Here is a 24,408-nt window from a genome sequence, read left to right as displayed (position 1 = left end):
GGGTCTCCTTATTTGAGCATCGCCGTAACGGCGGCGGGAGATGGGCTCGGCACTTTGAGTTTTTCCGCGCGGCTCTGTGCTTCGCTGAACTGCGCGGGGCTCAGGCCGAGGCGGCTGACCAGTTCGGCGGCGCGGTTCCAGTCATCCTGATACAGCAACAGCGTGACCAGATTCAGTGCGGCCAATTGATCGCTCTGCTTGAGTTCCATGGCGGTGAGAAACTCAAAACGCGCATCTTCGATACGCAATTGATTGAGGTAGACCACCCCCAGATCGTTGCGGATTTTTTCGTCGGTCGGGGCCAGGCGTGCGGCGCGTTGCAGGTGCGCCTGCGCCTGGCCGTAGTCGGACTTCGCGGCCGCGAGTTGGCCCAGACCATGTTCGGCTTCGGCCGCCAGGCAGGTGCCGAGCAAGCTGCGATACAACGGTTGGGCCTCGCTGCGACCGAGCAAGCGGTAAACCCTGGCCTTGCGCAGACGCACATCGGCGAGGTTGTCCGGCAGGCTTTGCAGGTTGGCCAGACTGGCGTGGAGCTTGCCTTCGTTGGCCATGTCGTCGGCCAGGTTCAGCGACAGTTGCTGATCGGAACTCAACTTGCCGCAACTGGCGCTGCTGGTCAGCGCCTCCCAGGGGTTTTGCCCGGTGTTGGCACAGCCACCGAGCAACAACAGGCAAACACCAGCCATCATTGCTTTCATCACCACTCCTTCATGCCCCCAATGCCTTGGCCAGGGCGGTGAAGCCCGGGCCGGCCAGGACGATCAATAATGCAGGGAAGAGAAACAGCATCATCACGACGGACATTTTTGCCGACATCTTCGAAATGTATTCCTGCAGGCGCGTGAGGCGCCGGTCATCGAGCAGTTGCTTGAGCGACAACAGCGATTTCATCGCCCCACCGCCCTGATGCAGCAACTGCTGGAGAATCACGCAGGTGTCGGTGAACTCATCCACCGCCAACAGTTGCGTGGCCTTGTTCAGTTCTTCGCCCAGTTCAAGGCCCGAGTCGACCCGGGCCAGCACCAGGCGCAACTCATGAGTCAGCACGGGGAGCAACGCTTGGCCTTCATGGCTCAGCACACGCAGTGCCTGCTCCACGGCCATGCCGGACTCGAAGAGGATGCGCAGCAACGGAATAAACGTGCCGATCTCACTGGCCAGTTGTTTCTGTCGCTGGGCAACGGCCATCACCAGCAACCGCTTGGGCAGCAGGTAGCCGACGCCGAGGGCGAACAACGGCGCGATCCATTGTTTTTCCACGGTGGGGAAAAACACCGATTGCAACAGCACTGCCAGGGCCAGCATCAACAACGGCGCACCGATCTGACAGGCAGCGAACAGCGAACGCTGGCGTGCGCTGCGCCAGCCGAGACGGCTGAGCAGGGTTTGCGTTTCGTTGTCGAGCTTGACGCTGTGCTGCCCGACCTTGCTCTCGCCGAGCGACTGCAACAGGTTGCCGAGGCGGTTTTCGCGAATCAGGTCGCCGTCCAGTCGCCGGATGATTTGCCGCGCGCGGCGACGCTGCTCCAGCAGATGGGCGATCAGTAACACGGCGGCGCCGAGCAACAACAAGGCGCTGATCATCAGAGGCGTCGTCATAGGCTGCGCAACATCCGCCAGAGCAACAGACTGCCGATCACCTGCATGCCGAACGCCGTGGCGAGCATTCGCTGCCCGGACGGGTCGTGCCACATGGCGACCAGATAAACCGGATTGGCCATCAGGAAATACCCAGCCATGGCAATCGGCAACAATCCCAGCACCCACGCGGTGAGGCGGGTTTCACCGGTCATGGCGCGTAATTGGCGCGCAGCCTGATCGCGTTCGCGGATCATCTTGATCAGGTTTTCCAGCAACTCACTGGCATTGCCGCCGTAGCGATGATTGACCTTGAGGCCAAGGGCGAACAGACGAAACTCGTCTCGCTCGTAGAGTTCGGCCAGATCCGACACCGCGTCCGGCAAACTCACCCCCAACTGGACGTTGCGCTGCACCCGGCCCATGGCGTTTTTCAGCGGTTCTTCGCTGACCTCGATGCCACCCAGCACCGCGTCGGCCAACGTGCGACCCGACTTCAGGCTGCGCACGGTGTAGTCGAGCAGTTGCGGCAGTTGCTCGATCATTCGTCGCAAGCGCCGTTGGTAGCGCCAACTGACGTACAACCGCACGGCCACTGGCGGCAACACCACCATCACCAGTACGCCGATCCATCCGGCGAGCGCCAGACCCAGCACGATGGCGAACATCCATAGCAAGACCCATGCACCAAGACGTTCGGTCGGCCGCCCCAGGCCCGCGCGCAAGAAGGCCCGTTCAAGGCCAGCCCAACGCGTTGGGGGGGCGTTTTCATGCGGCAGTCCCTCATTCAATCGCTCCATTACACGAGTGGCACCGCTCAGACGCCATGCCTTATAGAACAGACGCATGGATTGCCCGAACAACGCCAGACTGAGCAAGTACAGCAGCAGCGGTTTAAGCATGCCGTGGCCCTCAGTGCGCGAGCGTCGATTCGTGGCGCAGCTTGTCGCCGGCCGGGTTGACCGCCTCACGCAGAAAACCGACGCCTGTGCGCCGGTCGAGGCGGAACAAGGTGTTGGTGACATAGACGTCCTCGCGCACGCCCACCACTTCCACCACTTCGCTGACGCAGCGCCGACCATCGGGCAGGCGCGTCAGTTGAATCACCACATCCAGCGCGGCGCAGATCATCTGGCGCAGGGTGCGCTCGGCGATGGCGCGGCCGGTCAGGCCCACCAGGGTTTCCAGGCGCAGCAAGGCATCCTGGGCATTGTTGGCGTGCACGGTACTCATGGAGCCGTCGTGACCGGTGTTCATCGCCGTCAGTACATCGACCACTTCGACGCCTCGGATCTCGCCCAGGATGATCCGGTCGGGACGCATCCGCAGGGCGTTGCGGATCAGGTCGCTGGCCTTGACCTCGCCATGGCCCTCGGCATTCGGTGGCCGGGTTTCCAGACGCACGACATGCGGGTGGCCGAGCTGTAATTCGGCGACATCTTCAATGGTGACGAGGCGTTCGCTGGGGTTGATCAACTGGCTGAGAATGTTCAGTAGCGTGGTTTTGCCCGTACCGGTGCCGCCGCTGATGAGAATGTTGCAGCGCTTGCCCACCGCCTCCTGAATGAAATCGTAGATCGCCTGATCGATGGTTTGCATGGCCATCAGGTCAGTGCTTTTGAGCATGTCCTTGCGAAATTTGCGGATCGACAGGCACGGGCCGTCGAGGGCAATCGGCGGGATGATGGCGTTGACCCGGCTGCCATCGGGCAGGCGCGCATCGACCATCGGTGACGACTCGTCCAGACGCCGACCGAGCGGCGCCAGGATGCGCTGCATCACGCGTTCGACGTGGTGGGCATCGATGAAACGCAGGTCACTGAGGTGCAGCAGGCCATCGCGTTCGATAAACACTTTGTGCGGGCCGTTGACCAGAATCTCCGTCACCGAACTGTCGCGCAGCAGCACTTCGAGCGGGCCGAAGCCGGTCAGTTCATCAACGATTTCTTCGGCCAGACGCTCCATTTCATAACGGGAAATCGCCAGGTGCAGGCGTGCGATGTATTCGGCGACTTTGTCGATGACGAATTGCGCCAGCACCTGCCGCGAGCCCTCCAGCAGGTTTTTCCCGGACTCTTCGATGGCGTCGATGATGTAGCGGTGCAGCACCAGTTTCAGGCCATCGTGATCGGTATTACCGGTCGCCTGGCGCTGTGGGCCGCCGAACAATTGCTCGCCGTTCATGAGGTGCCTCGCAAGCGGTCGAACCAGGTGACCTTCGGTTTGGCCAGGCCTTCAGAGCGTTTGGCCAGGCACTCACCGAGGGTGCGCAGGCTTTGGCTGAGGGCTTCACGCGGCGCCAGTTCGAACAGGGTCACGCCTTGATTTTTGGCGTTCAGGCGCAGTTCCGGGCTGTAGGCGAGCACGGCGATCACTTCCAGGCCGAAGGTCTTGCCCAGTGCCTCTGAGTCGGGCGCAACGTTGCGCAGGTAGCGATCCACCAGCAAGCGGCCGTGGTCGAGTTTCACGCCTTTCTCGCGCCACTGGTTCAGCACCGCCAGATTGCGCCGGCAGTCGAGCACGTTCTGGTCGGTGTACCACAGCAACTTGTCGCAATGGCTGACAAAGGTGCGCAGCGCTTCGCTGTCAGGCTGGCCGGTGAGGTTGACCACGATGTGCTGGAAGTGTTGGCGCAAGGCGCTGAGCAACATGTACAGCTCCGCAGTGCTGGTGCGCTCCAGCGGCTCATCGGCAGGGGCATAGGCGAGAATGCGCAGACCGGCTTCGGTGCTGGTGAAGGCGCTGTCGATCAGGGTCGCGTCGAGGCGTCGCAAGTGGCGCAACGCATCGCCGAAATGGAAGGAACTCTCCAGCCCCAGCAAGGCCAGACTGTCACCGTGAGGCAGCCCCAGATCCAGCAACAGGGTTTGTTGACCACTCTTGTGCACCACCAGCGCCATATGGTTGGCCAGCAGTGCGCCGTCCGCATCGCTTTGCACACCGTAGAGCACCGTCAGCCCACCCAACGGGGTGTTCGGCGTCACCGCCGGCAGACGTTTACTCAGGCGCCGCACCAGCCCGGCGACTTCGCTGGAACGTGAGCCGTAGGCAACAAAGTCTCGCGCGCCGGCCCGCATGGCATTGAGTACAAGCTGATTGTCCATGCCGTCACCGAGGGCGACGATGGCGAGCATCGGTTTGGCTTCCAGAACGCCTTCGATCAACGCGCTCTGGGCCACCAGATGTTCGGGGTCGAGCCCGACGAAGACGAGGCTGGCGCAGGTGACGTCGACCAGCGCCAGCAGTTCATCAAGACTGCCGCCACCGGCACTGACCACCTGCCCCAGCGGTGCTAGCGCGCCTTGCAGCCACTCAAGATCGGTGTCGTTACGGGTGATGGCGAGGAAGGTCTGATTCAGGCTCTGGCTCATTGCGATAATCCGCTGCGTTTATCGAAGTTGCCGTTTTCAAGGAAGTACAGGCGATACCAGTTGGGGTCGTAGTTGCGCAGTTTTTCCCCGGGCAGCGAAGGCAGTGGTGCATTGACCGCCAGGGGTTGAACCAGGTGCGGGGTGACGATCATCAGCAGTTCACGCTCCTCGCGGTTGATCGATGAATTGCGGAAAAACGCGCCGATCACCGGAATGTCACCCAGCCCTGGAAATTTGCTCACCTGGGAAGCATTTTGCGTGCTGATCAAGCCGCTGATCACGAAGCTCTCGCCGTCGGCCAGCGAGATGCTGGTATCGGTGCGGCGGATAGTGAAGGCCGGCACCGTGGTGCCGCCGATGGTCACGCCATTGTTGTAGTCCAGTTCACTGACTTCCGGGGCGACCTTGAGCGCGATGCGGTCACGGCTGACCACGGTCGGGGTCAGCGTCAGACGGATGCCGAATTCCTTGTATTCGATGGAATAGCTGTTGCTGTTGGCACTGGGCACCGGGATCGGGATTTCGCCGCCGGCCAGAAAACTCGCGCTCTGACCGCTCAACGCCACCAGGCTGGGTCGCGCCAGGGTGTAGGCGAAACCGCTGCCCTCCAATGCATTGACGATGCCGAGAAATTTACTGCTGCCGCCGCCCCAGACAATGTTGAACATGTCGTTGGCCAAGGGAATGTTCGGCGCAGTGATCGGCACCGTACCCGGCCTGACTCCGGTGCCGGGCACCGTGCCCGGAGTGCCGAACAGGAAGTTGTTCGAACCCTTGCCGTAAATCGAAGTGCCGGCCTCTTTGAGTTTGGTACGGCTGACTTCAACAAAACGTATGTCGGTCTGCACCTGCGAGGGCAAGGTCGGATCATCCGTGACCGGCAGGGAAACGGTCTTCATCGCCGCACTGGCCTTACCTTGCACGAACACCATGCTTTGCCGTGGAGCACTGGCGCAGGCCGTCCAGATCATCAGCGTGGTTGCGCCGGGCCCAACGCCTGTGAGCAACACGGCCTTATCGCCGGTGGCACGCACGTCGGCGATTTTCGGATCGCCTACAGCGACCCGCGTGATCGCCACCGGCGATTGCAACGCCTGCTGCAAACCTTCGCCGACTTCCAGCACCGAGGGCAATGGCCCCAGCGCGGCGCAATTGCCGGTGGCGGCGACGGCGCTGCCGATCGAGGTGACACTCAGCAGCGAGGCCCAGAGCAAACCGTTGAACAGAGGCGTAAAGCGTATGCGCATGTAAAGGCGTCCTTGCTCGATTCAGGGTGTGGTTTGGGCGGTTTCAGCACCGCGGATGACTTCAACGGTGGGTTTGCGTGGGCCGGGCTGGCCGGCCACGGCCATGGGTTTGGGCGGCGGGGCCTGGGACAGTTGACTGAACTCGATCAGTTCGCGGCGAGGCGTGTCGAGCTGGGTAGCGACATTGTTTTCGCCCGCCCAGTATTTCGCCAGTTGCTGCTCATCGGCGCTGCGCACGGCCAGGCGCAAGACACCAGCGCTGGACGCCAGCATCAAGCGGCTGGCCAGCGTCTCTGGCACGGCCAGCAGCACGCTGCGGGCGGCCTGGCGCTGTTGTTCCTGTTTGAGTCGCTCCTCATCACTGCGTGCGGGATCTGCAGGCTGGCCGTCGTTGGTCAGGCCCAACTGGTTGCCGACGCCGAGCACACGCACCGCCGACACCACTTGTTGTGCCGAGGGCTGTGGATTGTTTTCGTCCTTGCGCAGAAACAGCAGCACGTCGACGTAATCGCCGGGGGCCAATTGCCCGCCGGCGTTGATGACTTCGTCCACCGCCACCGCCACCGCCCGTTCGCCGGGGCGAATCATGCGGGCCAGTGAGCTGCCGGATTCGAAGCTTTCGTCACTCAGCCAACTGCCGGCGCTCAAGTGCCGCCAAGGCGCACGGCCGATGACTTGATTGACATTGCCCAGGCTGCCGGCAGGCGCAGTGCGCAGTTTTTCCACGGCAACGTCGGCGGCGGTGATGTTCACGAACGGCGGGATGTCTCGCAGCAGTACGACGACGGGCTGACGCGTCGGGTCTTCCACAGGTTCGGTTTTGACGGCTGACGGCACCACAGGCTCAGTGGCGGGGGTAGCGACCGGTTCAGCGACCGGTGCCCGGCTCAAGGTAAGCCCCCAATATCCGGCAATGATGGCGCCCGCCAGTAACAACCCGGCCAGACCCAGAGTGACGCGACTGTTCATGACGGCTCTCCCTTTCCCGCATCGCTTTGTCTCTCATGCAATGTCCCGTGAATTCCAACGAGATAACTTCGCAATCAGGCAGCTATGAACAAGTAACTATTTCGCTATTTAACCGTAGCGCAGGCAGAACAAAACGCCATTACGAAGTGGGAAATATCCAGCAAAAGTAGAGGTCTAAGGCGCCAAATGTGGTTTTCTGCCGTTAAACGGCGCCCTACTACTTAGGTGTTAATCCGTTCTTACAGTTGAAGGGGTGGCAATTGCCAACAATGCTGAGGGTGGCACAGGGAAATCATGTTGCGAACGCGCAACACCTGGTGTGCCCCAAGGAGAATGCTTATGTCGTATTCCAAGGTTGCTCAAAAAATCAAATCTCATCTCGCCCTCTACAAAGGCTTGGGCAAAGACACTGAAGGCGCGTCCGCCATCGAGTACGCGCTGGTCGTCGGCCTGGTGGCGCTGGTGATTGCCGCATTCGGCAACGGTATAGGCAACGCGGTCACCACCATCCTGACTACAATCCAGACCGCCCTCACCTGATCGGACCGATAACTTGTCAATACGCCCATTGGGTTCTACCGTCAGCACTCAGTCCATTGCAGGTGTTGCCCATGAACTCTCCATACTCCCCGCGCCAGCAGTTGCTCCTCGTCGACGATGAAGAAGACGCACTGCTGGAGCTGGCAGAGTTGCTGGAGGGTGAAGGCTTCACCTGTCATACCGCCACGTCGGTGAAGCTGGCCCTGCACCATCTGACCCGCCACCCGGATATCGCCCTGGTGATCACTGATCTGCGCATGCCCGAAGAAAGTGGCATGTCGCTGATCAAGCGGCTGCGTGAACACACCTCACGCCAGCATCTGCCGGTGATCGTCACGTCCGGGCATGCGGACATGGAGGATGTCAGCGATATGCTGCGCCTGCAGGTGCTGGACCTGTTCCGTAAACCGATCTATCACGTACGGTTGCTGGAAACCCTGGACAACCTGTTTCCCAAGTCCAAAGCCCACATCGTTTGAGGTAGCTGACCCCGCATAACACCGGGGTCAGAGGGGATCAATGCGCAGTCACCCGATGACGCATACCCGAATTGCTCGGCGACAACGCCAGCGCCAATTGGGTGCGATTGTGCATGTGTGTCAGGCGCAAGACCTGCGAGACATAGAGCTTGACCGTGTTCTCGGTAATCCCCAGTTCACAGGCAATCTGATAGTTGGTCTGGCCCTTGCCGACCAACCGTGCAACATCGATCTGGCGGGGCGACAACTGATTGAAGATTTCCGGTATCTCCACCCCCTCGCCATCACCCGACGCCTCTTCACTCACCGTCGAAGGCCCGCGGCGTACTTTGTCGAGGTCCTGGTAAAGATCGTCGATCGACTCGGACAGGTATTGCAGCTTTTGATTGAGGTGGCCCAGCTGCAGGGTTTTCTGCCGTTCCCGCAATGCCGCTTCCTGACGCTGCAAACCTTCGAGCAGTTCGTCCAGGTCAATGGGCTTTTGGTAGTAATCGGCAATGCCGGCACGCAAGGCCTTGATCACGTCCTGCTTGTCGGCGCGCCCGGTCAGCATGATGGCCTCGAAGACCCGATGTTTACCCGACAACCGCTGCAGTTCCTGCACCAGTTCAATGCCGTCCATGTCCGGCATGTGCAGGTCGCACAGCACCAGGCCAATGGCGGTGTCCTCGGTGAATTGTTCAATGGCCTGCTTGCTCGACTCGCAAGGCACACATCGGTAGCCACTGCTCTCGATGAATTCGCAGAGTTCCTCGACAATCAGCGGTTGATCGTCGACCACCAGCACCTTTACAACAGATGTAAGCTCGTTCACATGCCACTCCATGCTCGGGCCAAAGGCTGACCGTTCCTGTACTTACAGTACGCTGCCGTACAAACACTGATTTGAAAGTAGACCCACTTTCCGACTATGTACATAGCAGTAGTGGCAAGGCGCGACTAATGGAGCCACAACAAGGTGAGAATTGACCCTGCCAGCACGAACGGTGCAAATGGCAGCTTTTTTGACGCTTCAGGCCTCATATATCGAAGACGTTCTCTAAGCCTTTGACTCATATGCAACCAGAGCCTTGGCGCCAACAGGACCCAGAGTGCACTGGCAAGCGCTGCGCCGATAAACACGCCGAGCAAGTGAGCACCGTCCGTCGCAACGCCAAAGGCTGTCATTAGTTTCACATCGCCTGCGCCAAAACGTTTCAGCGCATAACCGGGAAGGGTGAACGCCAGGGCCAGCAGCACCGCCCAGGCTCCTTGAACCGGTTCGGCGCCGAGCCAAGTGTTGCCGGTCGTCAGTAGATAAACGGTGGCCAACCCTCCAACACCCAAAGTCAGGCCGTTACCGATATGCCGTTGTCGGGCATCCTGCGCCGCGCAAAGTGTCAGCCAGATCAGTAGGACAAAGCTGTGCATGCGGTAAAAAACGTCCCTTTTGGCTGAATGATTCTATGCTGATATTAAGCAGTGAATGTCAGGGTAGACGCACTCATGAAATCCAGCCTCCCCCGCAAGCAAAAAGGCGCTGTCGCCATCGAATTCGCCTTGGTGTTCATCGTGTTCTTCGCCGTGTTTTATGGCTTGGTCAGCTACAGCCTGCCGCTGTTGCTGATGCAGTCGTTCAATGAGTCCACTGCCGAGGCCGTGCGCCGTAGCGTGGCGCTGGATCCGGCCTCTGCCGATTACTCAACCACCGTCATCACCACGGCCCGTACCGAGCTGACCCGCCAATTGGCTTGGCTGCCCGGCGCATTGAATTTCGATGCGGCCACCGACAGCAACATCACCTATGTCGGCGGCGTGCTGACGGTGACGGTCAACTACCCCACCGCCAAGCTCAATCAGGCGCTGCCGTTTCTGGTGCTGCCCGGCATCGGTTCGGTGCCGCGTCTGCCAGTGACATTGAGCGCGTCTTCGAGCCTGCAATTTTGAGTTCCGGTGACAAGCTGTTCGCTCGCCTGCTCAATCGACAACCCGAGACGCCACAGCCTCTGGACAGCCCTGTGGTGCCGAGTGTCGGCCTGCAGCTGTATCTGGACGGCGAAGGCCACGTCAATCATTTGAGCGGCCCCTTGCGCCATGTGCTGGCGCAGCGGATGTCCGGCCCCCAGCCCGCGCATCTGCTGGAGTATGTGTTGCCCTACAGCAGCCTGGCGATAGAAGGTCGCCCCGCCGACTGGCAAGGACAATTGCTCGACCTCGATTTTTTCAGCCAGAACGGTGCACCGCTGCACTTGCGCGGCTGGGTGCAGGCCCAGGGCGATGGCTGGCTTTTGCAGTTGCTGGACATCGGTGACTTGCTGGGTGAGCGGCTTCAGGCGCGCAATCGTGAGCAATGCCAGTGGCTGGCCACGCAGATGCGCGATCAGTTGCGTTTGTGCAGCCTTGCGCGCCTGCCCGATGTGCTTGGCGAACAACTGCAACGCTTGAGCCAGCAGTTGCACATTCCATGTCTGGCAGTGGCCCTGCTCGATGAGCAAGGCCTGGGTTGGCAGATTCATCAGCACTACGCCGCGCCAGATGCACCGCAGATGTGGCATGACCAGCAACGATTGGGGACCGGGCTCGACAGCCTCAACGGTGCGTTACCACAACGCTTGCTGGCCAGCGAACAACCACGCCTGAGTGCGCTGTTCGGTCTCGACGAAAGCTTCGCCGTGCCTTACCGCGATGCCCAAGGTGTGGCGGCGTGGTTGCTTTGCGCAGGCTACAACGCGAAGCAACAGGCGCCGGACCTGAACGATCACGACTGGCTGCTGTTGGCCGCTGCCGTCGCCGCCCCTCTGCTGGAGCGCCTGCGCGAGCATCACCATCACCAGCAACTGGAGCGCCTGGAGATTCTGCAAGCATTGCTCGGTACGGGTTGGTGGGAGATGACCCACGACGGCAGCGAAATACAGTTGGCCCCGGCACTGGCTGCCAGCCTGGGTGTGACGCTTGAACGGTTGCCGATTCAGGACTGGTTCGCCCCTGTGCATCCTGCCGACCGCGATGAGCTGCGCAGTCGCCTGCAAGCCTTGCAGGATGAGGGCGCTCCGCTGGAAGTATGCGTGCGCCTGCAACGCAGCGATCAACCGCAGCCGCTGTGGTATCGCCTGCAAGGTCGCTCTTTGGGCATCGGCGCCGAGCGAAGGCTGGTGGGTTTCATGCTCGACATCAGCGACATCAAGAATCAACAGCAACAGGCCGCCGCCGCCCATGCACGCCTGGACAATCTGATCGCCAGCGCCCCCGCCGTGATCTACGTGCAACGCTACGTCGAGGGGGCGCTGCAACCAACCTTCTTCAGCGCCAGCCTGCAACCCTTGCTGGGCTGGACGCTGACCGACTGTGACGATGGCCGACTGGTGGAACACATACACCCCGAAGACCGTCCTCGCTATTTCGAACGCACGCGGCAGTTGCTGCGCGAAGGCTCGGTGAGCACGCGATATCGGATGCTCGACCGCCAAGGCAACGCACACTGGCTGCTCGACGAAGCCAAACTGCTGCGCGACGACTTGGGCCTGCCGGTCGAGGCCGTGGGTTTATGGCTGGACGTCACCGAAGCGACCCTCGCCGCCGAGCAAATCAAGACCAGCGAAGAGCGCTACCGGATGCTGGTGGAAGATTCCCCAGCGATGATTTGCCGCTATCGCCCGGACTTGACCCTGACCTTCGGCAACCGGCCCTTGGCGACTTATCTGGAATGCACAGCGGAGCAGTTGCCCGGGGTAAATCTGGGCAACTGGATGTCGGACGAACAGCGCCAGGCGTTCGTCCAGCGCCTGGCACAACTGACCCCGCAACTGCCAGTGAGCACCGCCGAGATCAATCTGCGCCTGCCCGGCCGCGAACACGCGTGGTGGGTCTGGTCGGATCGCGGGGTATTCGATGAACACGGGCAACTGATCGAGGTACAAGCCGTGGGTCGCGACAACACCGAGGTGCGCCGCTCGCAACAACAACTGACCCAGAGCGCGAAAATGGCCACCCTCGGCGAAATGGCCACCGGCCTGGCCCACGAGATCAACCAGCCGCTGAATGTGATGCGCATGGCCATCGTCAATGTGCTCAAGCGCTTGAACAATGGCGACGCGCAGATCGACTACCTGACCGACAAGCTCAATCGCATCGACGCCCAGGTTCAAAGGGCAGCGCGGGTGGTGGATCACATGCGCGTGTTCGGGCGCCGCTCGGAAATCGAACAGCATCCGTTCAACCCTCTCGACGCCATTGAAGGCACGTTGTCGCTATTGTCCGAGGGCTTGCGCGGTAAAGGCGTCGAGTTGCGTATCAAAGAGGCCGGTTTTGAAGTCCAGGTGCGCGGTTACGTCGATCAACTTGAGCAGGTGCTGATCAATCTGATGGTCAACGCCCGCGACGCCTTGCTCGGCAAACGCGAGGCTGACCGCGACTTCCAGCCATGGATCGCGGTCTATGCCGAGTGCGATGAGCATGTGGTGCGGCTATGGGTCGAGGACAACGGTGGCGGTATTGACCCGCGCTTGATTGAACGGATTTTCGAACCGTTTTTCACCACCAAACCGGTCGGCGTCGGCACCGGGTTGGGGTTGTCGGTCAGCTACGGCATCGTCGACAACATGGGCGGACGCCTGAGCGTGCGCAATGGTGACGAGGGCGCGCGGTTTTGTATCGAACTGCCGATGGCCGAGGACGATCAGATCACCAGATAGGCCTTGCCGGTCTGGCCACAGGTCATATTGGCGCCGACATCGACAGCCATCAGGTTGATGCCAAGACTATTTAGCAAGTTGTTGAGCAACGGATCGAGCAGCGGGCTCAACAGGTTGGTGATCAGCGGTTGGAGAATGCTGGCGACATCACTTATCGAACTGGCAACGCCCGCAACGATGGCACCAAACGGGTTACCGCCTTGCGGCTTATAAACAATCAGATTAATACCGGCCAGAGTGCTCGCCAGGCTACCGACAACATTGCTGGAGGGCGTGGCGGACAACGTGCTCGGCGGCAGTTTAAGGTTGGCCGGTATTGGGAAAGGTGTAGTGCTGGAATAAAGCAGATCTTGAGTACTGCCCGCCACGCTGGTGCTGGCCATGATCGCGATGCCGCCGGCGCCATACTGAACATGGGTGCTGGCATCACAACTGCCGATCCCCAGAATCTTGTGGCAGGTCACAATGCCGAGGTCGATCAACGGCAAAGGCGTAACCGTGGGTTCGGCGGCCGATGAAAAAGCATTGGTCGGATCGATTTTGCCGACCTTGAGATCAGCAATAGACGTGGTGGTATGAGCCGTCAGGCTCTTGGTGCCGCTGGTGCCGGTTGGGCATGTGTAGTCAGTGACGTAGCTGGTGGCGCCACCGGCATCCAGGCTGATATCGATTTGGGGCGACGGCAACAATTTCGGATCCAGTTGCTGACAACCGGCACCCAGCAGGCAAGCGGCCGAGTTGAGCGTAGCGACCAGGTTCAGACTCAACAGTGAATTGAGAGTCGGGGTCAAAGTACCGACCAGCCCCAGCACTGCGTTGCTCAGCCCGCTCACACCAGTCAGCACCGGCAGATTCACTGACAGCATCGTGCGGATCTGTGCAGTGCGAACATAAATCCGGTCAGGCCCGGTGGGGTTGATCTTGGCCAACGCCGGATTGCCGATGGCGGAAAACTGCGGCGGCTCGATCACTTTGACCCGCACCGTGACATTCGCCAGCCCAAGCACGCTGATTGGCAATGTCGCAGCCACCGCGCTTTTGCTGTTCGCCAGTTGCACGACGCCCTGAATCAGCTGCAGCAACTGCACGTCGGCATCCAGCCCGGCCGATGTGGTGCCGGTCTGCAGTTGTAAAATGTCTCCCAGTTTGACGGGGGCGGCACTGAGCGCCGCCGCTTGCAGGTTGCCTAGAGCGGTAATCACTTCGGCAGTCGCACCATTGGCCTGAACTACGGCCGCAGCGGCCTGAATCAGCTGGGTCACCGAGGCTTGGGTGTTGAGTAGCTGGGTGTAATCACCGGCGGCCACATTAAGGTTGATCGCCAGTTGGTCCAGGTATTTGAGCAGATTGATGTCCGTGTGGAGCAACCCGTCCCAGCCGAGTAACGTCAGGTTGACGTTGCCTCCGAGCAACCCCGAAAACACTGGGTTCAGAATCTTCGATCGCGCTGTGTTGATACTGCCCAGCGTACTGCGGATGCTCAATTGGGCAACCGGTGGCTGTGGCTGGGCAGCAACGGCAGAAGCACGAAGTACGGTGTTGAGGCTGACCGACGCCCCACTGAACAACGCATACACAGCATTGGCAAAACTGGTGGCTACGGTGTGACTGGCGGCGACTTTGATGGCGGTCGCCTGGGTTGCACTGACGGTGAAGGTACGCAGACCGGTTGGCCCGGTAAGCAGAGTGCCGCAGGTCGTCGCCAGAGTGTTACTGGCATTGACGGCGAAGCCATTGCGCACGGCGCTTTGCCCGGCGTAACTGGCAGCGGTCAGACCGGACTGACAACTACCACCGCGACTCACGGCCTCAAGCGCCGCGGTGTCGACGACTCGCTGCAGCTTGCGCTGTTCCATGTACAGCCGACCGCTGTCGACCACCACCAGCATCAACACCAGCGCCAACCCCAGGGTCAGCGCCGCCATCAAACCGATTGCCCCCCGCTGCCGGGCCGGACCATTGAACTGCGAACGAGGCGACATGCCGCACTCCTTTGCCGGCGCACTGCCGAGCGCTACCTCCATTGATGGAGTTGAGTGTAGACGGGGCTGAGCGAGACGGCTGGCAGAACGCCACGTCACCTGACGACGAACCCTGTGGGATGGCGTCAACCTGAGGATGGGTTAGCGCGGTGGATAGTTCGCCAGAATCCGGCCGACCGTTTCTCGAACCGCAGCGCTGCGATCCGCCGGGTTGGGGGTGCTGCTGAGCATGCGCTCATCGCTGCCGCGCCACACCAGTTTGCCGTCCTTGCCATCGAGCAGGTCGATCTGGAGGGTCGCGACCTTGTAGGTGATGTTGCGCGTTTCGTTGTACATCGGCGCGCCCCAGTAACCATTCCACGGCCCACCCCAACCGCCGCCGTAGTTGGTCGTCACTTGCTGCTGACGATCCTCGACGATCAGGTAAGTCTGCACACTCAAATCACCCTTGGCGCCGGCCGCGGCCGGGCGCAAGCCGCGCTGATCGAGTTGATCGGCGACCGCTTGGCGAATGCGTTGTTCGGTCAGGTCGCTCCTGATCCGAGGGTCATCGGGGCGGTATTGCAGGGCGGGCTCTTTCCAGCTCCAACTGCGATACGCGGCAAAGTCGCGGCTGGCATCGAAATCATGATTGACCGGGTTGGCGGCGCAGGCGCTGAGCAGCGCGGCCATGGCCAGTAAAACGAGACGGCGGAACATGGAATTTCTCCGGTTGAAGACATGAACCTGCGACAGCGCCCCCATTGCTGAGCGCTAACTCGGAGGATACGCCGACAAGGCTTTTTCCACAGCCTCGCGAATGGCATCGGTGCGATCGATCTGGCTGCCGTTGTCCGCCGTTTCGGCGCTGGCACTCCAGACCGGTTGACCGGTGCCGGCATCGAACAAGTCGACCTGCACCACCACTACCTGCTCTTGATAAGTGCGCACGATGGGCACCGTGTTGTACATCCCGTAACCGCGACCATAACGGTCATAGCCGCCGTATCCGCCGTAGTAACCGCTGTTGTCCTGCACCTGGCGCAGGCGGGTTTGCAGGCTCAGACGGGCGCTGACCAACAGGTCGGCCGGGCGGTTGTCATGCAACGGGCGCAAGCCGCGCTGGTCCAGCCCATTGCTGACCGCTTCGGCCACTTGCGCCGAATCGGCCCACGCGGTGCCGGGTGGCAATTGTCCGTTGAGCCACGCCCAACTGCGATAACGCCCGTAATCGCGTGGTGGCGCCGGGTAGGCGCTGCGATCAAAGGTGTTGGCCGCTTGCGGCGGCGCGGGCGGCAAGGGTAGCGACTGCGCCACATAGGGGTTGTTGCCCTGGCAGGCGGCCAACCCCAGACACATCAGCAATAACCCGCATTGAGCGTTCATTTCAGGCTCCGATCAGATCGGCCGGCAGATCCAGTGCAAGTAACGCCCAAGCCCGGCGAAGCTTGGGTGACGACGGTGAGCGAGTTCCATCTCGAGCAAATCCACGAGTTCGGCGCGGGCCTGGAATTCGACCGGCATGTAATCGTGGAACACCCTCACCCCGCTTTGGGTTTCGACCTGCCACAGGCCTGCGAGTTGCGTCGCCAGTTCCCGTGGGTCGAGGGGCATCTGCGGGGTCAGGCTTTGTTTTTCGCCGGCCATGACGTTCTTGCGCATCTTCTTGAAATGGCCTTTGAGCAGGTTGCGGTAGATCAGCGCATCACGGTTGTAGAACGCCAGGGACAGCCAGCCGCCGGGCGTGGTCAGTTGATGCAACACCGGCAGGATCGCGTGGGGTTCGGCCAGCCATTCCAGCACCGCGTGGCAGATCACCAGATCGTAGGGTTCGGTGAGTTGCCCGAGCAGTTCCTGCCACGGCGCCTGAATGAACGTCGCGGTTTGCCCGGCATCGGCAAACCGCTGGCGCGCACCTTCAAGCATCGGCTCGGCCGGCTCGGTAAAGGTCACATCATGCCCGCGCTCGGCCAGCCACAGCGACATGTGGCCCAACCCGCCACCGATGTCCAATACGCGCAACGGTCGATCCGGCAGCGCTTCGGCAAGGTCCGCCTGCAACACTGCGAGGCGAATCGCGCCTTTGGCACCGCCGTAGATTTTTTCGGCGAAACGGGTCGCCAACTGATCGAAATGCCGGTCGCTCATCAGCTGAACCGCCGTTCGCTGTCGGCGAGCTTGCTGCGCACCACGTCATTCATGTCCAACCCCAACTCGCTGCACAGCAGTAACAGATACAGGACGATATCGCCGACTTCCTGCCCGGCGTGGGCCAGTTTGTCCGCCGGCAACTGACGCGACTGGTCTTCGCTCAGCCACTGGAAGATTTCCACCAGTTCGGACATCTCGACGCTGGCGGCCATGGCGAGGTTTTTCGGGCTGTGAAATTGCCGCCAGTCATTGCGGTCGCGAATGGCGTGCAGGCGTTCGGTCAGTTCAACAAGGTTCATCGGGCTCTCCTGAAGGCGTATAGCTTCGGGGGGATGCCGGTTGAAGGCAAGGGGCTGTCACAGGATTGAGGCAAACCCTCTATAGTTGCAGGGAACTCGGCCACCCACGTTGTGGCCCAAGGCTCAGCTCTTTCATCAGGATGCACACATGCAGGTAGAAAGCTTTTTCGAATGGCTCGGCCAGGCACTCGGCTCGGTCATCCGCTTTATCGTTGATGGCCTCAGCGGGCTGTTCAACCTGTTGAGCAATGCCGGCGGCAACTTTGTCGACGGTTTGGCCAGGACCTTGGGCATGGATACGTCGATCATCAGCATCATCGCGCTGATCGTCGGCTTGATGCTGCTGTGGTCCGCGATCCGCGCATTCATGAATGCATCGATCATTGCCGGGATCATCTGGTTGCTGCTGGGGTTATGGCTGCTGAGCTGGATCATCCACTGACACCGCAAAACCCTGTGGGAGCGAGCAGGCTCGCCCCCACAATTGATCGCCTTGCAACCCGCATCAATCGCTACAATCCCCGCTCCCCCAAGGAGCCCGCATGTCCAACCTGATTGCCGACTGGCGTGATCGCCCGACTCACCGCAAGGTCTGGGCGCTTGCTGCGCCGATGATCCTTTCCAATATTTCCGTACCACTGGTGGCGCTGGTCGACAGCACCGTCATCGGCCACCTGCCTCACGCCCATCAATTGGGCGCGGTGGCGGTGGGCGCCAGCCTGTACACCTTTCTCGCCTGGGCCATGGGTTTTCTGCGCATGGGCACCACAGGCTTCGCCGCGCAAGCGGCCGGGCGCAGTGATGGCGCGGCGTTGCGGCAAATTCTGTTGCAAGGTCTGCTGCTGGCGCTGGGACTGTCGCTGGTGCTCGGCACTTTGGGCGTACCGTTAAGCGGCGTGGCGTTGCACTTCATGCAACCGTCGGCGGAACTTGATCAACTGACCCGCGACTTTTTCCACACCCGGTTGTTCGGCTTGCCCGCCGCGCTGGCCAGTTACGCGCTGGTCGGCTGGTTCCTCGGCACGCAGAACGCCCGGGCGCCGCTGGCGATACTGCTGACCACCAACCTGATCAACATCGTGCTAAACCTGTGGTTCGTCATGGGGCTGGACTGGGGCGTGGTCGGCTCGGCTCGGGCTTCCGTGATCGCCGAATGGAGCGGTGCCCTTCTGGGGCTAATGCTGACCCGCAAAGCATTGCGCGCCTATCCGGGGCATATTGTCTGGGCCGCCCTCAAGGTGTGGCAGAGCTGGCGCCCGCTACTGGCGGTCAATCGCGACATTTTCATCCGCAGCCTGGCGCTGCAATCAGTGTTTTTCATGATCACCGTGCAAGGCGCTCGTCTCGGCGATGCCACTGTCGCGGCCAACGCATTGCTGCTCAACGGCCTGCTGCTGACTGCTCACGCGCTGGACGGTCTGGCCCACGCGGTCGAGGCGTTGTGTGGACACGCCATCGGTGCCCGTGATCGCCTCGCGTTGCGCCGTTCTCTGGTGGTGGCCGGCGGTTGGTCGCTGATCGCCAGCCTCGGATTCGCCACGCTGTTTTTGCTGGCGGGGCATGTGTTTATCGAAATGCAGACCAACATCCAGAGCGTGCGCGACACGGCGTTCATTTATCTGCCCTACCTCGCCGTGCTGCCGTTGATTGCGGTCTGGAGTTACCTGCTCGACGGTCTGTTCATCGGTGCCACCCGTGCGCGCGAAATGCGCAACGGCATGCTGCTGACAGTGCTACTGCTGGTGCCGTTCGCGTGGGCGCTGCAAGGTTTGGGCAATCACGGTCTGTGGATAACGTTTCTGTTGTTCATGGTGCTGCGCAGTCTCACCCTCGGCGCGCAAGCCCTCTGGCTCAAGCGCAACGACGGTTGGTTCAGCGGCGCGACTCACTGAGTCGGCGTGTGTTCGATGAACCCGACCACTTGATCAAGCACCGGCGCCAGTCGACGCAGTGGCCGTGACAGCGTCGCCACCAGCGTTATGTGATTGGGCCGCGAGTAATACAAATCCTGCACCGGCACCCCGACCTCGCGCAGTTTGCGCGCAAGGCCGCCGGTGTTGCGTGTCGGGTTGACCAGATCATCTTTGTTCGCGGCGATCAGCAGAGCCGGTGGAGCGTGGCGACTGACGTGATTGATAGGCTGCGATTGCGGCGGTGAGTCCGGCCAGAAAAACACCGGGCGCACGTCTGGATTCTTGATCGGCAGAAAATCATAAGGCCCGGCCAGACCGATCCAGCCGCTGATGTCACCGGGCGACATGCCCACCGCCGCGAGCCAGTCCTTGTCCAGCGCCAGCATCGCCGCGTTGTAGCCACCGGAGCTGTGGCCCATCAGATACAAGCGCTGCGGATTGCCGGAAAACTCGCGGATGTGCGTTTTGGTCCAGGCAACCGCCCGGGCGCCATCCTGCAAGAACTGCGGGTAACGCACCTGCGGATACAAGCGATAATCCGCCACCACCGCGACTATCCCCCGCGATGCCAGCGCCTCACCGACAAACGTGTAGTCTTCACGCTCGCCACTGTTCCAACTGCCACCGTAGAAAAACACCACCACCGGCGCATCCGGCAACGCATGATGCGGCACATACACATCGAGCTTCTGCCGGGGATCGTCGCCATAAGCAATGCCCCTGGTTTTGTCGAACGTGGTGTCCGGGGTCAGCGCATTGAGCAGTTTGACCGGTGAACAACCGCTCAGTGCCAACAGCAACACGCCCCCCAGCATTGCGCCGAACCCTTGCCGGAAAAAACCTGCCATACGCGCAGAACCTCATCTCAAAATTGATCGCCGTGCCACTGGCGACGTACATGGTCAAGCCGCTCCTGCTGGGTCAGCCCCACCGGGGGAGGCACCAGCACGGCACGCGGATGCAGCAAGCGTAGCCACAACCAGCCATCGAGCACGGTGCGGTCGCTGAACCCCAGCTCCAGGCCTTGCTGGACATGGGAGGCCATTGCCGCGTAATCGGTTCCCAACGATTGGCACCAGCGCCAGATGTGCTGCTCCAGCAGGCAGGTTTGCAGGCGCTCGCGCTGACGACGGGTGAGGTTTTCTTCAATGTTCAGTGGCTCGACGGCCAGCCCGGGGTTACGCAACTGCTGCCAACCCTGACTGCCAATCGCGTAGTCGGCCCAGGTGCCACCGAACCAACGCAACAGGCGGATCGGCCCGAGCCAGCGACTCAATTCGCCAGCGTCGCAGGCGTCGAAAAAATAGCTCGCGGTCTGGCGGTTGTAATAGCTGAGCAAGGCCCGATGGCTCAAGCCGAACGAGACCGTGAGCATGCGCTGCAAGTGGCTGAGCAGCTCCTGCGCCGTTGCCTCGCTGCCCAGCAGCAGACCGCGCCAGGTATCCGGGTCGCTGTGACACAACGACGCCAATGCCGGGCAATCGTGCAAGTCGACCAGCACCGGACCGTGCTCACTGACCGGTTGAAACTCGGTACCGTCAAACAGCCTTAAGCGCCGCACTCCGGGGAAGCCCTGATGCAATACCGTCAATGCCCGCGCGGCATCCGCGCCGTCGAGCAACAGCCATTGCGCCGTTGGCTCATGCGCCGCGCCACTCATGTTGCGCCGCTCTGTTCAAGCGCCGCGACCAGCCGACAACTGCAGACCGACTCTGCGCAGTGGCTGAAACTGCCACCTCCCGGAATCAGGCACAGCAGCAATAATGGTTCGCCCGACGTCAGCAGTTGCTGCAAGCCTTCACTCACCAGCCGGTCCGGCACAGGCACCGGCGGCTCATCGCTGATCTGCGCCTCCATGACCGACGGCAGGAGAACGCCGCTGATCACCGGTTGATCTGGATCGCCCTCAAAGAAACTCACCACCACTTCCACGCCATCGCTCAGCGCCGCCAACGGCGCATCGGCCAAGGCCGGTGCGAGCGGCAGCCAACAATGACTCGGCGCCGCACCTTCGCCCTGATAGAGCCAATCGAACTGCACCGCCACCGGCCGCCTGCAGTCAGGCTGCGGCTCATCGACCGTCACCACCCAGGCCCGCTGCAGGCTGTGCATGCGTGGTCTCGACGGCATTGCGGCCGCCGCAGACGGCGGCAACTGCAGCGCGCCGAACAGTCGGTTGGCATAGGGCAGATCAAGGGCCGGATCCGCGCTATGTTCAATCCGCGTCAACAACCAATGGCGATTGCACTCGGCGAACGGATGATCGGCCAGGCGCAGCCATTGACCGCTGCGCAACGCCGCCAAATCACTGCGTCCTTCAGCATTTGGCGCCTGCCACGCGCCCTCGCCCTGAAACGATTCCAGCAATTGCCAATGGTGTACCGCGGGAGAAGAAAAAGGATCGGCGTGCTCGCCTTGATACTGCGCGACGTCAGCCAATGGCAACTGTGCCGGATCATCGCCGAACACCAGGCAATGCCGGTCGTGCGCGTGTTCAAAGAAATAGTGAATCCGTGCCTGCGCGCACAAGCGCTGGAGCAGTTGCAGATCGGACTCACGGTATTGCGTGCAGAACGTGCGGGCCGGGTAGTCGCCGCGCAACGCGAAGCGTCGCTGAGCGCCGACAATCCCGTGTTCCCTGAGTACCTGATCGATGATCTGCGGCACCGTTCGGCCACTGAATATCCGCTGACTGATACGCAGGTCAAGGCAACCGAGTTTCGGCCCCAGACGGATCCGGCTCAGCCGCGAACCGTGCCCGTGCTCATGCTGGACAAGACTCTGCAACTGCCCGTGCAAGCCCTCCCCCGACGGTCCGAAACACAGGAACGCCGAACGGTAAAGCAGGCCGGCGAGATCCAGCTGCGGATCGTCGATCAACACATCGATCTCGAACGCAAAAGGCTCGCTGAGGGCTTCGCTACCGGTAAAGGCCAGGACTTCGAAAGGGGCGGACAGGCCCGCTACATCGAGACGAAACGACGACTCGTTGACTGGATCGAACATGGGCGGATCTCTACAGGAGGGGCGGTCGGGGATTCTCGCCGAGACCCCGTGCCGAGTAGAGTGCCGAAGTACAACTTAGGAAATGACCTACGCGAAAAGCAGACCGGATGACTTTGCCGGCCTGGATAGCCAAGCATTTCGCGAAGATTTTGGGATGTATCCCACCGAGCCATCCGATTTTTCCGCAGCGTTTGGGAAAATTTCAGACAACCCGGCGAGATTGCAACCTGGCCTCAGGAGGACAGGTAGGAGGAGCGGGTCAGGCCCAGACGCAAGGCATCGAGAAATTGCGTACGTTCGCTGGCACTGATGCGGGCACTGGCGCATTTGTCGCGGTAGTGAGTCATCAGTTCTTCCGGCGACAAGTGCACGTAACGCAGCATGTCTTCGATGGTGTCGTGGGTTTCGATGCCGGCGTGGTACACGCTGCCATCGGCGTTCTGGTAGATGTTCACCGAGTCGGTGTCACCGAACAGGTTGTGCATGTCGCCGAGGATTTCCTGATAGGCGCCGACCAGGAACACACCCAGCAAGTAGTCTTCACCTTCGTTCAGGCCGTGCACGGGCAGGCTGGTCTCGATGCTCTGCTCGTCGACGTACTGGTTGATCTTGCCATCGGAGTCGCAGGTCAGATCCTGCAGCACGGCACGACGCAGCGGCTCTTCGTCGAGGCGGTGCAGCGGGATGATCGGCAGTACCTGATCAATGGCCCAGGTGTCCGGCAGGCTCTGGAACACCGAGAAGTTGCAGATGTACTTGTCGGCCAGCTTGTCGTTGAGCTCGTCGAGTACCTGACGGTGCGAACGCTGACGGGCTTTCAGCGAGTTGTGCAGGCGACGGCACACGGCGAAGTAGCACTGCTCGGCCAGGGCTTTCTCGGCCAGGGTCAGTTTGCCGTCGGCGTACTGAGCTGCCACGTCGCTCATGTAGTGCGTGGCGCGCCAGTAGGTTTCGGTGACCATTTCAATGTCGGTCGGACCCAGCAGGTCAACCAGCCACTGCACGGTTTCCGGCAGCGATTCCTTGTTCTCGATCTTCGGCACGTCGTCGTTGTGTTTCTCGACGTCGGTTACCTGCACCACCAGCATCGCGTGGTGCGCGGTCAGCGAACGGCCGCTTTCGGAGAAGATGTGCGGGTGCGGCAGGCTCTGCGCGTCGCAGAACTCCTTGAGCATCCCGACCACGACACCGGCGTAATCATCCATGTCGTAGTTGATCGAACTGGCGTTGCGCGAGTGCGTGCCGTCGTAGTCGACGCCCAGACCGCCGCCCACGTCGATGTGATCGACCGGCAGACCAAGATTGCGCAGCTCGCCGTAGTAACGGATCGCTTCCTTGAAGCCGTGCTGATAGTCAGCCAGGTTGGCAATCTGCGAACCCATGTGAAAGTGCAGCAGGCGAATGCCTTGATCCAGGCCGGCCGCGCGGAAGCGCTCGACAACCGACAGCAGTTGCGCCGCCGACAGACCGAACTTGGACTTCTCACCACCGGTGTCCGCCCACTTGGACGACGCCAGCGACGACAGACGCACGCGCAGGCCGACCTGTGGCTTGACCTTGAGCGAGGCGGCTTCGTCGATCACCAGCGCGACTTCGGACTCTTTTTCGATGACGATGAACACGTTGTGACCGAGCTTCTGGCCCATCAGCGCCAGACGAATGAACTCGCGGTCCTTGTAACCGTTGCAGACGATGGTGCCGCCCTTCGGCGCCAGTGCCAGCACGGCCAGCAGCTCAGGCTTGGAGCCGGCTTCCAGACCGATGGAGACGTCCTGAGTGGCGATGATGTTCTCGATCACCGCTTCTTGCTGGTTCACCTTGATCGGGTACAGCGCGGTGTACTTGCTCTGGTACTCCAGGCGCTCGATGTTCGCATCGAAAGCACCGGTCAGTTGACGGACACGGTCTTGCAGGATGTCGGGGAAGCGAACCAGCAACGGCAAGGACAAACCGCTTTGGCGCAGTTGGTCGACTTGCTCGAACAAGTCGATAGGCGAACTGTTCGGGCCGTTCGGACGAACTTCGACGCGACCGGCGTCATTGATCGCGAAATACCCGGCCCCCCAATGGCGAATCCCGTAAACACTGCGGCTGTCCGCAACTGTCCATTGGCTGCCATCGTCTTTGCGTGTGCGTCTTACGGACATCGAAGTCCCCTATAAAGAAGTCATAGTGCGTCGCCTGATCTCAGGCCGGCGCAGTCTAAAGAATGAAAATGACGGTT

At 61.2% G+C, this 24,408-nt stretch carries 24 protein-coding genes; 6 read left to right on the top strand and 18 right to left on the bottom strand.

Annotation, left to right across the window (positions count from 1 at the left end; all coding sequences use genetic code 11):
• Nucleotides 1–8: 8 nt before the first annotated feature.
• The 7 genes from AACY18_RS07560 to cpaB are packed head-to-tail and all read right to left on the bottom strand — an operon-like array spanning nt 9 to nt 7,165.
• On the bottom strand, nt 9–698 hold the full coding sequence (locus AACY18_RS07560) for a hypothetical protein (protein WP_339431874.1): 690 nt from the start codon (nt 696–698) through the stop codon (nt 9–11).
• 10 nt (nt 699–708) lie between these two features.
• On the bottom strand, nt 709–1,599 hold the full coding sequence (locus AACY18_RS07555) for a type II secretion system F family protein (RefSeq protein WP_339431873.1): 891 nt from the start codon (nt 1,597–1,599) through the stop codon (nt 709–711).
• Nucleotides 1,596–2,480: a type II secretion system F family protein gene (locus AACY18_RS07550; RefSeq protein WP_339464622.1), complete on the bottom strand. Its 885-nt coding sequence runs from the start codon at nt 2,478–2,480 to the stop codon at nt 1,596–1,598. The genes AACY18_RS07555 and AACY18_RS07550 overlap by 4 nt, the downstream gene beginning before the upstream one ends.
• A 10-nt stretch (nt 2,481–2,490) precedes the next feature.
• On the bottom strand, nt 2,491–3,762 hold the full coding sequence (locus AACY18_RS07545) for a CpaF family protein (RefSeq protein WP_339431871.1): 1,272 nt from the start codon (nt 3,760–3,762) through the stop codon (nt 2,491–2,493).
• The gene (locus AACY18_RS07540; RefSeq protein WP_339431870.1) at nt 3,759–4,949 is read right to left on the bottom strand and encodes a pilus assembly protein; all 1,191 of its coding nucleotides are present in this window, start codon (nt 4,947–4,949) and stop codon (nt 3,759–3,761) included. The genes AACY18_RS07545 and AACY18_RS07540 overlap by 4 nt, the downstream gene beginning before the upstream one ends.
• Nucleotides 4,946–6,196, bottom strand: coding sequence for a type II and III secretion system protein family protein (locus tag AACY18_RS07535; RefSeq protein WP_339464621.1), 1,251 nt, complete (start codon nt 6,194–6,196; stop codon nt 4,946–4,948). The genes AACY18_RS07540 and AACY18_RS07535 overlap by 4 nt, the downstream gene beginning before the upstream one ends.
• 21 nt (nt 6,197–6,217) lie before the next feature.
• Nucleotides 6,218–7,165 carry a Flp pilus assembly protein CpaB gene (cpaB, locus tag AACY18_RS07530; RefSeq protein WP_339431868.1) on the bottom strand — a complete coding sequence of 316 codons (948 nt, stop codon included), beginning with the start codon at nt 7,163–7,165 and terminating at the stop codon, nt 6,218–6,220.
• Nucleotides 7,166–7,504: 339 nt separating this feature from the next.
• Between cpaB and AACY18_RS07525 the strand changes: the two genes are divergently transcribed.
• Nucleotides 7,505–7,705: a Flp family type IVb pilin gene (locus AACY18_RS07525; protein ID WP_339431867.1), complete on the top strand. Its 201-nt coding sequence runs from the start codon at nt 7,505–7,507 to the stop codon at nt 7,703–7,705.
• A gap of 71 nt (nt 7,706–7,776) precedes the next feature.
• The gene (locus AACY18_RS07520; RefSeq protein WP_339431866.1) at nt 7,777–8,184 is read left to right on the top strand and encodes a response regulator; all 408 of its coding nucleotides are present in this window, start codon (nt 7,777–7,779) and stop codon (nt 8,182–8,184) included.
• 37 nt (nt 8,185–8,221) lie between these two features.
• Here AACY18_RS07520 and AACY18_RS07515 read toward each other — a convergent pair whose 3' ends face one another.
• A complete protein-coding gene (locus AACY18_RS07515; protein WP_339431865.1) occupies nt 8,222–8,998 on the bottom strand; it encodes a response regulator transcription factor in 777 nt (258 codons plus the stop codon).
• 125 nt (nt 8,999–9,123) lie between these two features.
• Nucleotides 9,124–9,594 carry an A24 family peptidase gene (locus tag AACY18_RS07510; RefSeq protein WP_339431864.1) on the bottom strand — a complete coding sequence of 157 codons (471 nt, stop codon included), beginning with the start codon at nt 9,592–9,594 and terminating at the stop codon, nt 9,124–9,126.
• 75 nt (nt 9,595–9,669) lie between these two features.
• On the opposite strand from AACY18_RS07510, the gene AACY18_RS07505 reads away from it, so the two are divergent.
• A complete protein-coding gene (locus AACY18_RS07505; RefSeq protein WP_339431863.1) occupies nt 9,670–10,110 on the top strand; it encodes a TadE/TadG family type IV pilus assembly protein in 441 nt (146 codons plus the stop codon).
• Entirely contained in the window at nt 10,107–12,854 is a 2,748-nt protein-coding gene (locus tag AACY18_RS07500) for a PAS domain-containing sensor histidine kinase (protein WP_339464619.1), read from the top strand. The genes AACY18_RS07505 and AACY18_RS07500 overlap by 4 nt, the downstream gene beginning before the upstream one ends.
• Here AACY18_RS07500 and AACY18_RS07495 read toward each other — a convergent pair.
• The 5 genes from AACY18_RS07495 to AACY18_RS07475 all read right to left on the bottom strand — a co-directional run bounded on the left by AACY18_RS07495 (nt 12,839) and on the right by AACY18_RS07475 (nt 17,265).
• Nucleotides 12,839–14,836 carry a pilus assembly protein TadG-related protein gene (locus AACY18_RS07495; protein WP_339464618.1) on the bottom strand — a complete coding sequence of 666 codons (1,998 nt, stop codon included), beginning with the start codon at nt 14,834–14,836 and terminating at the stop codon, nt 12,839–12,841. The genes AACY18_RS07500 and AACY18_RS07495 overlap by 16 nt on opposite strands.
• A gap of 141 nt (nt 14,837–14,977) precedes the next feature.
• On the bottom strand, nt 14,978–15,535 hold the full coding sequence (locus tag AACY18_RS07490; RefSeq protein ID WP_339431860.1) for a DUF4136 domain-containing protein: 558 nt from the start codon (nt 15,533–15,535) through the stop codon (nt 14,978–14,980).
• Between the two features lie 54 nt (nt 15,536–15,589).
• Nucleotides 15,590–16,201, bottom strand: coding sequence for a DUF4136 domain-containing protein (locus AACY18_RS07485; protein ID WP_339464617.1), 612 nt, complete (start codon nt 16,199–16,201; stop codon nt 15,590–15,592).
• A gap of 12 nt (nt 16,202–16,213) precedes the next feature.
• On the bottom strand, nt 16,214–16,963 hold the full coding sequence (locus tag AACY18_RS07480; RefSeq protein ID WP_339431858.1) for a methyltransferase: 750 nt from the start codon (nt 16,961–16,963) through the stop codon (nt 16,214–16,216).
• Nucleotides 16,963–17,265 (bottom strand): MazG-like family protein, encoded by a 303-nt coding sequence (locus AACY18_RS07475; RefSeq protein WP_221732792.1) that lies wholly within the window; start codon nt 17,263–17,265, stop codon nt 16,963–16,965. The genes AACY18_RS07480 and AACY18_RS07475 overlap by 1 nt, the downstream gene beginning before the upstream one ends.
• A 148-nt stretch (nt 17,266–17,413) precedes the next feature.
• Between AACY18_RS07475 and AACY18_RS07470 the strand changes: the two genes are divergently transcribed.
• Complete coding sequence (locus AACY18_RS07470) at nt 17,414–17,707, top strand: hypothetical protein (RefSeq protein WP_339431857.1); 294 nt, start codon at nt 17,414–17,416, stop codon at nt 17,705–17,707.
• Nucleotides 17,708–17,807: 100 nt separating this feature from the next.
• Nucleotides 17,808–19,157: an MATE family efflux transporter gene (locus AACY18_RS07465; protein ID WP_339431856.1), complete on the top strand. Its 1,350-nt coding sequence runs from the start codon at nt 17,808–17,810 to the stop codon at nt 19,155–19,157.
• Here the strand turns inward: AACY18_RS07465 and AACY18_RS07460 are convergent.
• The 4 genes from AACY18_RS07460 to speA all read right to left on the bottom strand — a co-directional run bounded on the left by AACY18_RS07460 (nt 19,151) and on the right by speA (nt 24,331).
• Nucleotides 19,151–20,026 (bottom strand): alpha/beta hydrolase, encoded by an 876-nt coding sequence (locus AACY18_RS07460; RefSeq protein ID WP_339464616.1) that lies wholly within the window; start codon nt 20,024–20,026, stop codon nt 19,151–19,153. The two genes, AACY18_RS07465 and AACY18_RS07460, sit on opposite strands and share 7 nt — an antisense overlap.
• 17 nt (nt 20,027–20,043) lie before the next feature.
• On the bottom strand, nt 20,044–20,838 hold the full coding sequence (locus AACY18_RS07455; protein ID WP_339464615.1) for a DUF4123 domain-containing protein: 795 nt from the start codon (nt 20,836–20,838) through the stop codon (nt 20,044–20,046).
• Nucleotides 20,835–22,184: a type VI secretion system Vgr family protein gene (locus AACY18_RS07450; protein ID WP_339431853.1), complete on the bottom strand. Its 1,350-nt coding sequence runs from the start codon at nt 22,182–22,184 to the stop codon at nt 20,835–20,837. The genes AACY18_RS07455 and AACY18_RS07450 overlap by 4 nt, the downstream gene beginning before the upstream one ends.
• A 233-nt stretch (nt 22,185–22,417) precedes the next feature.
• Nucleotides 22,418–24,331 carry an arginine decarboxylase gene (speA, locus tag AACY18_RS07445; protein WP_339431852.1) on the bottom strand — a complete coding sequence of 638 codons (1,914 nt, stop codon included), beginning with the start codon at nt 24,329–24,331 and terminating at the stop codon, nt 22,418–22,420.
• Nucleotides 24,332–24,408 lie beyond the last annotated feature (77 nt).

Origin of the sequence: Pseudomonas sp. EA_65y_Pfl2_P74, assembly GCF_963970575.1 — a bacterium.
Lineage (GTDB): Bacteria > Pseudomonadota > Gammaproteobacteria > Pseudomonadales > Pseudomonadaceae > Aquipseudomonas > Aquipseudomonas baetica_A.
Note: the sequence above shows the minus strand (reverse complement) of the source record. Positions and strands in the feature narration are given on the sequence as shown.

Coding starts and splice junctions, on each gene's coding strand:
- speA (WP_339431852.1), bottom strand. CDS start 24,331: ATGTCCGTAAGACGCACACGCAAAGACGATGGCAGCCAATGGACAGTT.
- AACY18_RS07560 (WP_339431874.1), bottom strand. CDS start 698: ATGAAAGCAATGATGGCTGGTGTTTGCCTGTTGTTGCTCGGTGGCTGT.
- AACY18_RS07455 (WP_339464615.1), bottom strand. CDS start 20,838: ATGAGTGGCGCGGCGCATGAGCCAACGGCGCAATGGCTGTTGCTCGAC.
- AACY18_RS07485 (WP_339464617.1), bottom strand. CDS start 16,201: ATGAACGCTCAATGCGGGTTATTGCTGATGTGTCTGGGGTTGGCCGCC.
- AACY18_RS07550 (WP_339464622.1), bottom strand. CDS start 2,480: ATGCTTAAACCGCTGCTGCTGTACTTGCTCAGTCTGGCGTTGTTCGGG.
- AACY18_RS07545 (WP_339431871.1), bottom strand. CDS start 3,762: ATGAACGGCGAGCAATTGTTCGGCGGCCCACAGCGCCAGGCGACCGGT.
- AACY18_RS07490 (WP_339431860.1), bottom strand. CDS start 15,535: ATGTTCCGCCGTCTCGTTTTACTGGCCATGGCCGCGCTGCTCAGCGCC.
- AACY18_RS07470 (WP_339431857.1), top strand. CDS start 17,414: ATGCAGGTAGAAAGCTTTTTCGAATGGCTCGGCCAGGCACTCGGCTCG.
- AACY18_RS07540 (WP_339431870.1), bottom strand. CDS start 4,949: ATGAGCCAGAGCCTGAATCAGACCTTCCTCGCCATCACCCGTAACGAC.
- AACY18_RS07475 (WP_221732792.1), bottom strand. CDS start 17,265: ATGAACCTTGTTGAACTGACCGAACGCCTGCACGCCATTCGCGACCGC.
- AACY18_RS07555 (WP_339431873.1), bottom strand. CDS start 1,599: ATGACGACGCCTCTGATGATCAGCGCCTTGTTGTTGCTCGGCGCCGCC.
- AACY18_RS07495 (WP_339464618.1), bottom strand. CDS start 14,836: ATGTCGCCTCGTTCGCAGTTCAATGGTCCGGCCCGGCAGCGGGGGGCA.
- AACY18_RS07460 (WP_339464616.1), bottom strand. CDS start 20,026: ATGGCAGGTTTTTTCCGGCAAGGGTTCGGCGCAATGCTGGGGGGCGTG.
- AACY18_RS07450 (WP_339431853.1), bottom strand. CDS start 22,184: ATGTTCGATCCAGTCAACGAGTCGTCGTTTCGTCTCGATGTAGCGGGC.
- AACY18_RS07480 (WP_339431858.1), bottom strand. CDS start 16,963: ATGAGCGACCGGCATTTCGATCAGTTGGCGACCCGTTTCGCCGAAAAA.
- AACY18_RS07510 (WP_339431864.1), bottom strand. CDS start 9,594: ATGCACAGCTTTGTCCTACTGATCTGGCTGACACTTTGCGCGGCGCAG.
- AACY18_RS07535 (WP_339464621.1), bottom strand. CDS start 6,196: ATGCGCATACGCTTTACGCCTCTGTTCAACGGTTTGCTCTGGGCCTCG.
- AACY18_RS07520 (WP_339431866.1), top strand. CDS start 7,777: ATGAACTCTCCATACTCCCCGCGCCAGCAGTTGCTCCTCGTCGACGAT.
- AACY18_RS07465 (WP_339431856.1), top strand. CDS start 17,808: ATGTCCAACCTGATTGCCGACTGGCGTGATCGCCCGACTCACCGCAAG.
- AACY18_RS07505 (WP_339431863.1), top strand. CDS start 9,670: ATGAAATCCAGCCTCCCCCGCAAGCAAAAAGGCGCTGTCGCCATCGAA.
- cpaB (WP_339431868.1), bottom strand. CDS start 7,165: ATGAACAGTCGCGTCACTCTGGGTCTGGCCGGGTTGTTACTGGCGGGC.
- AACY18_RS07525 (WP_339431867.1), top strand. CDS start 7,505: ATGTCGTATTCCAAGGTTGCTCAAAAAATCAAATCTCATCTCGCCCTC.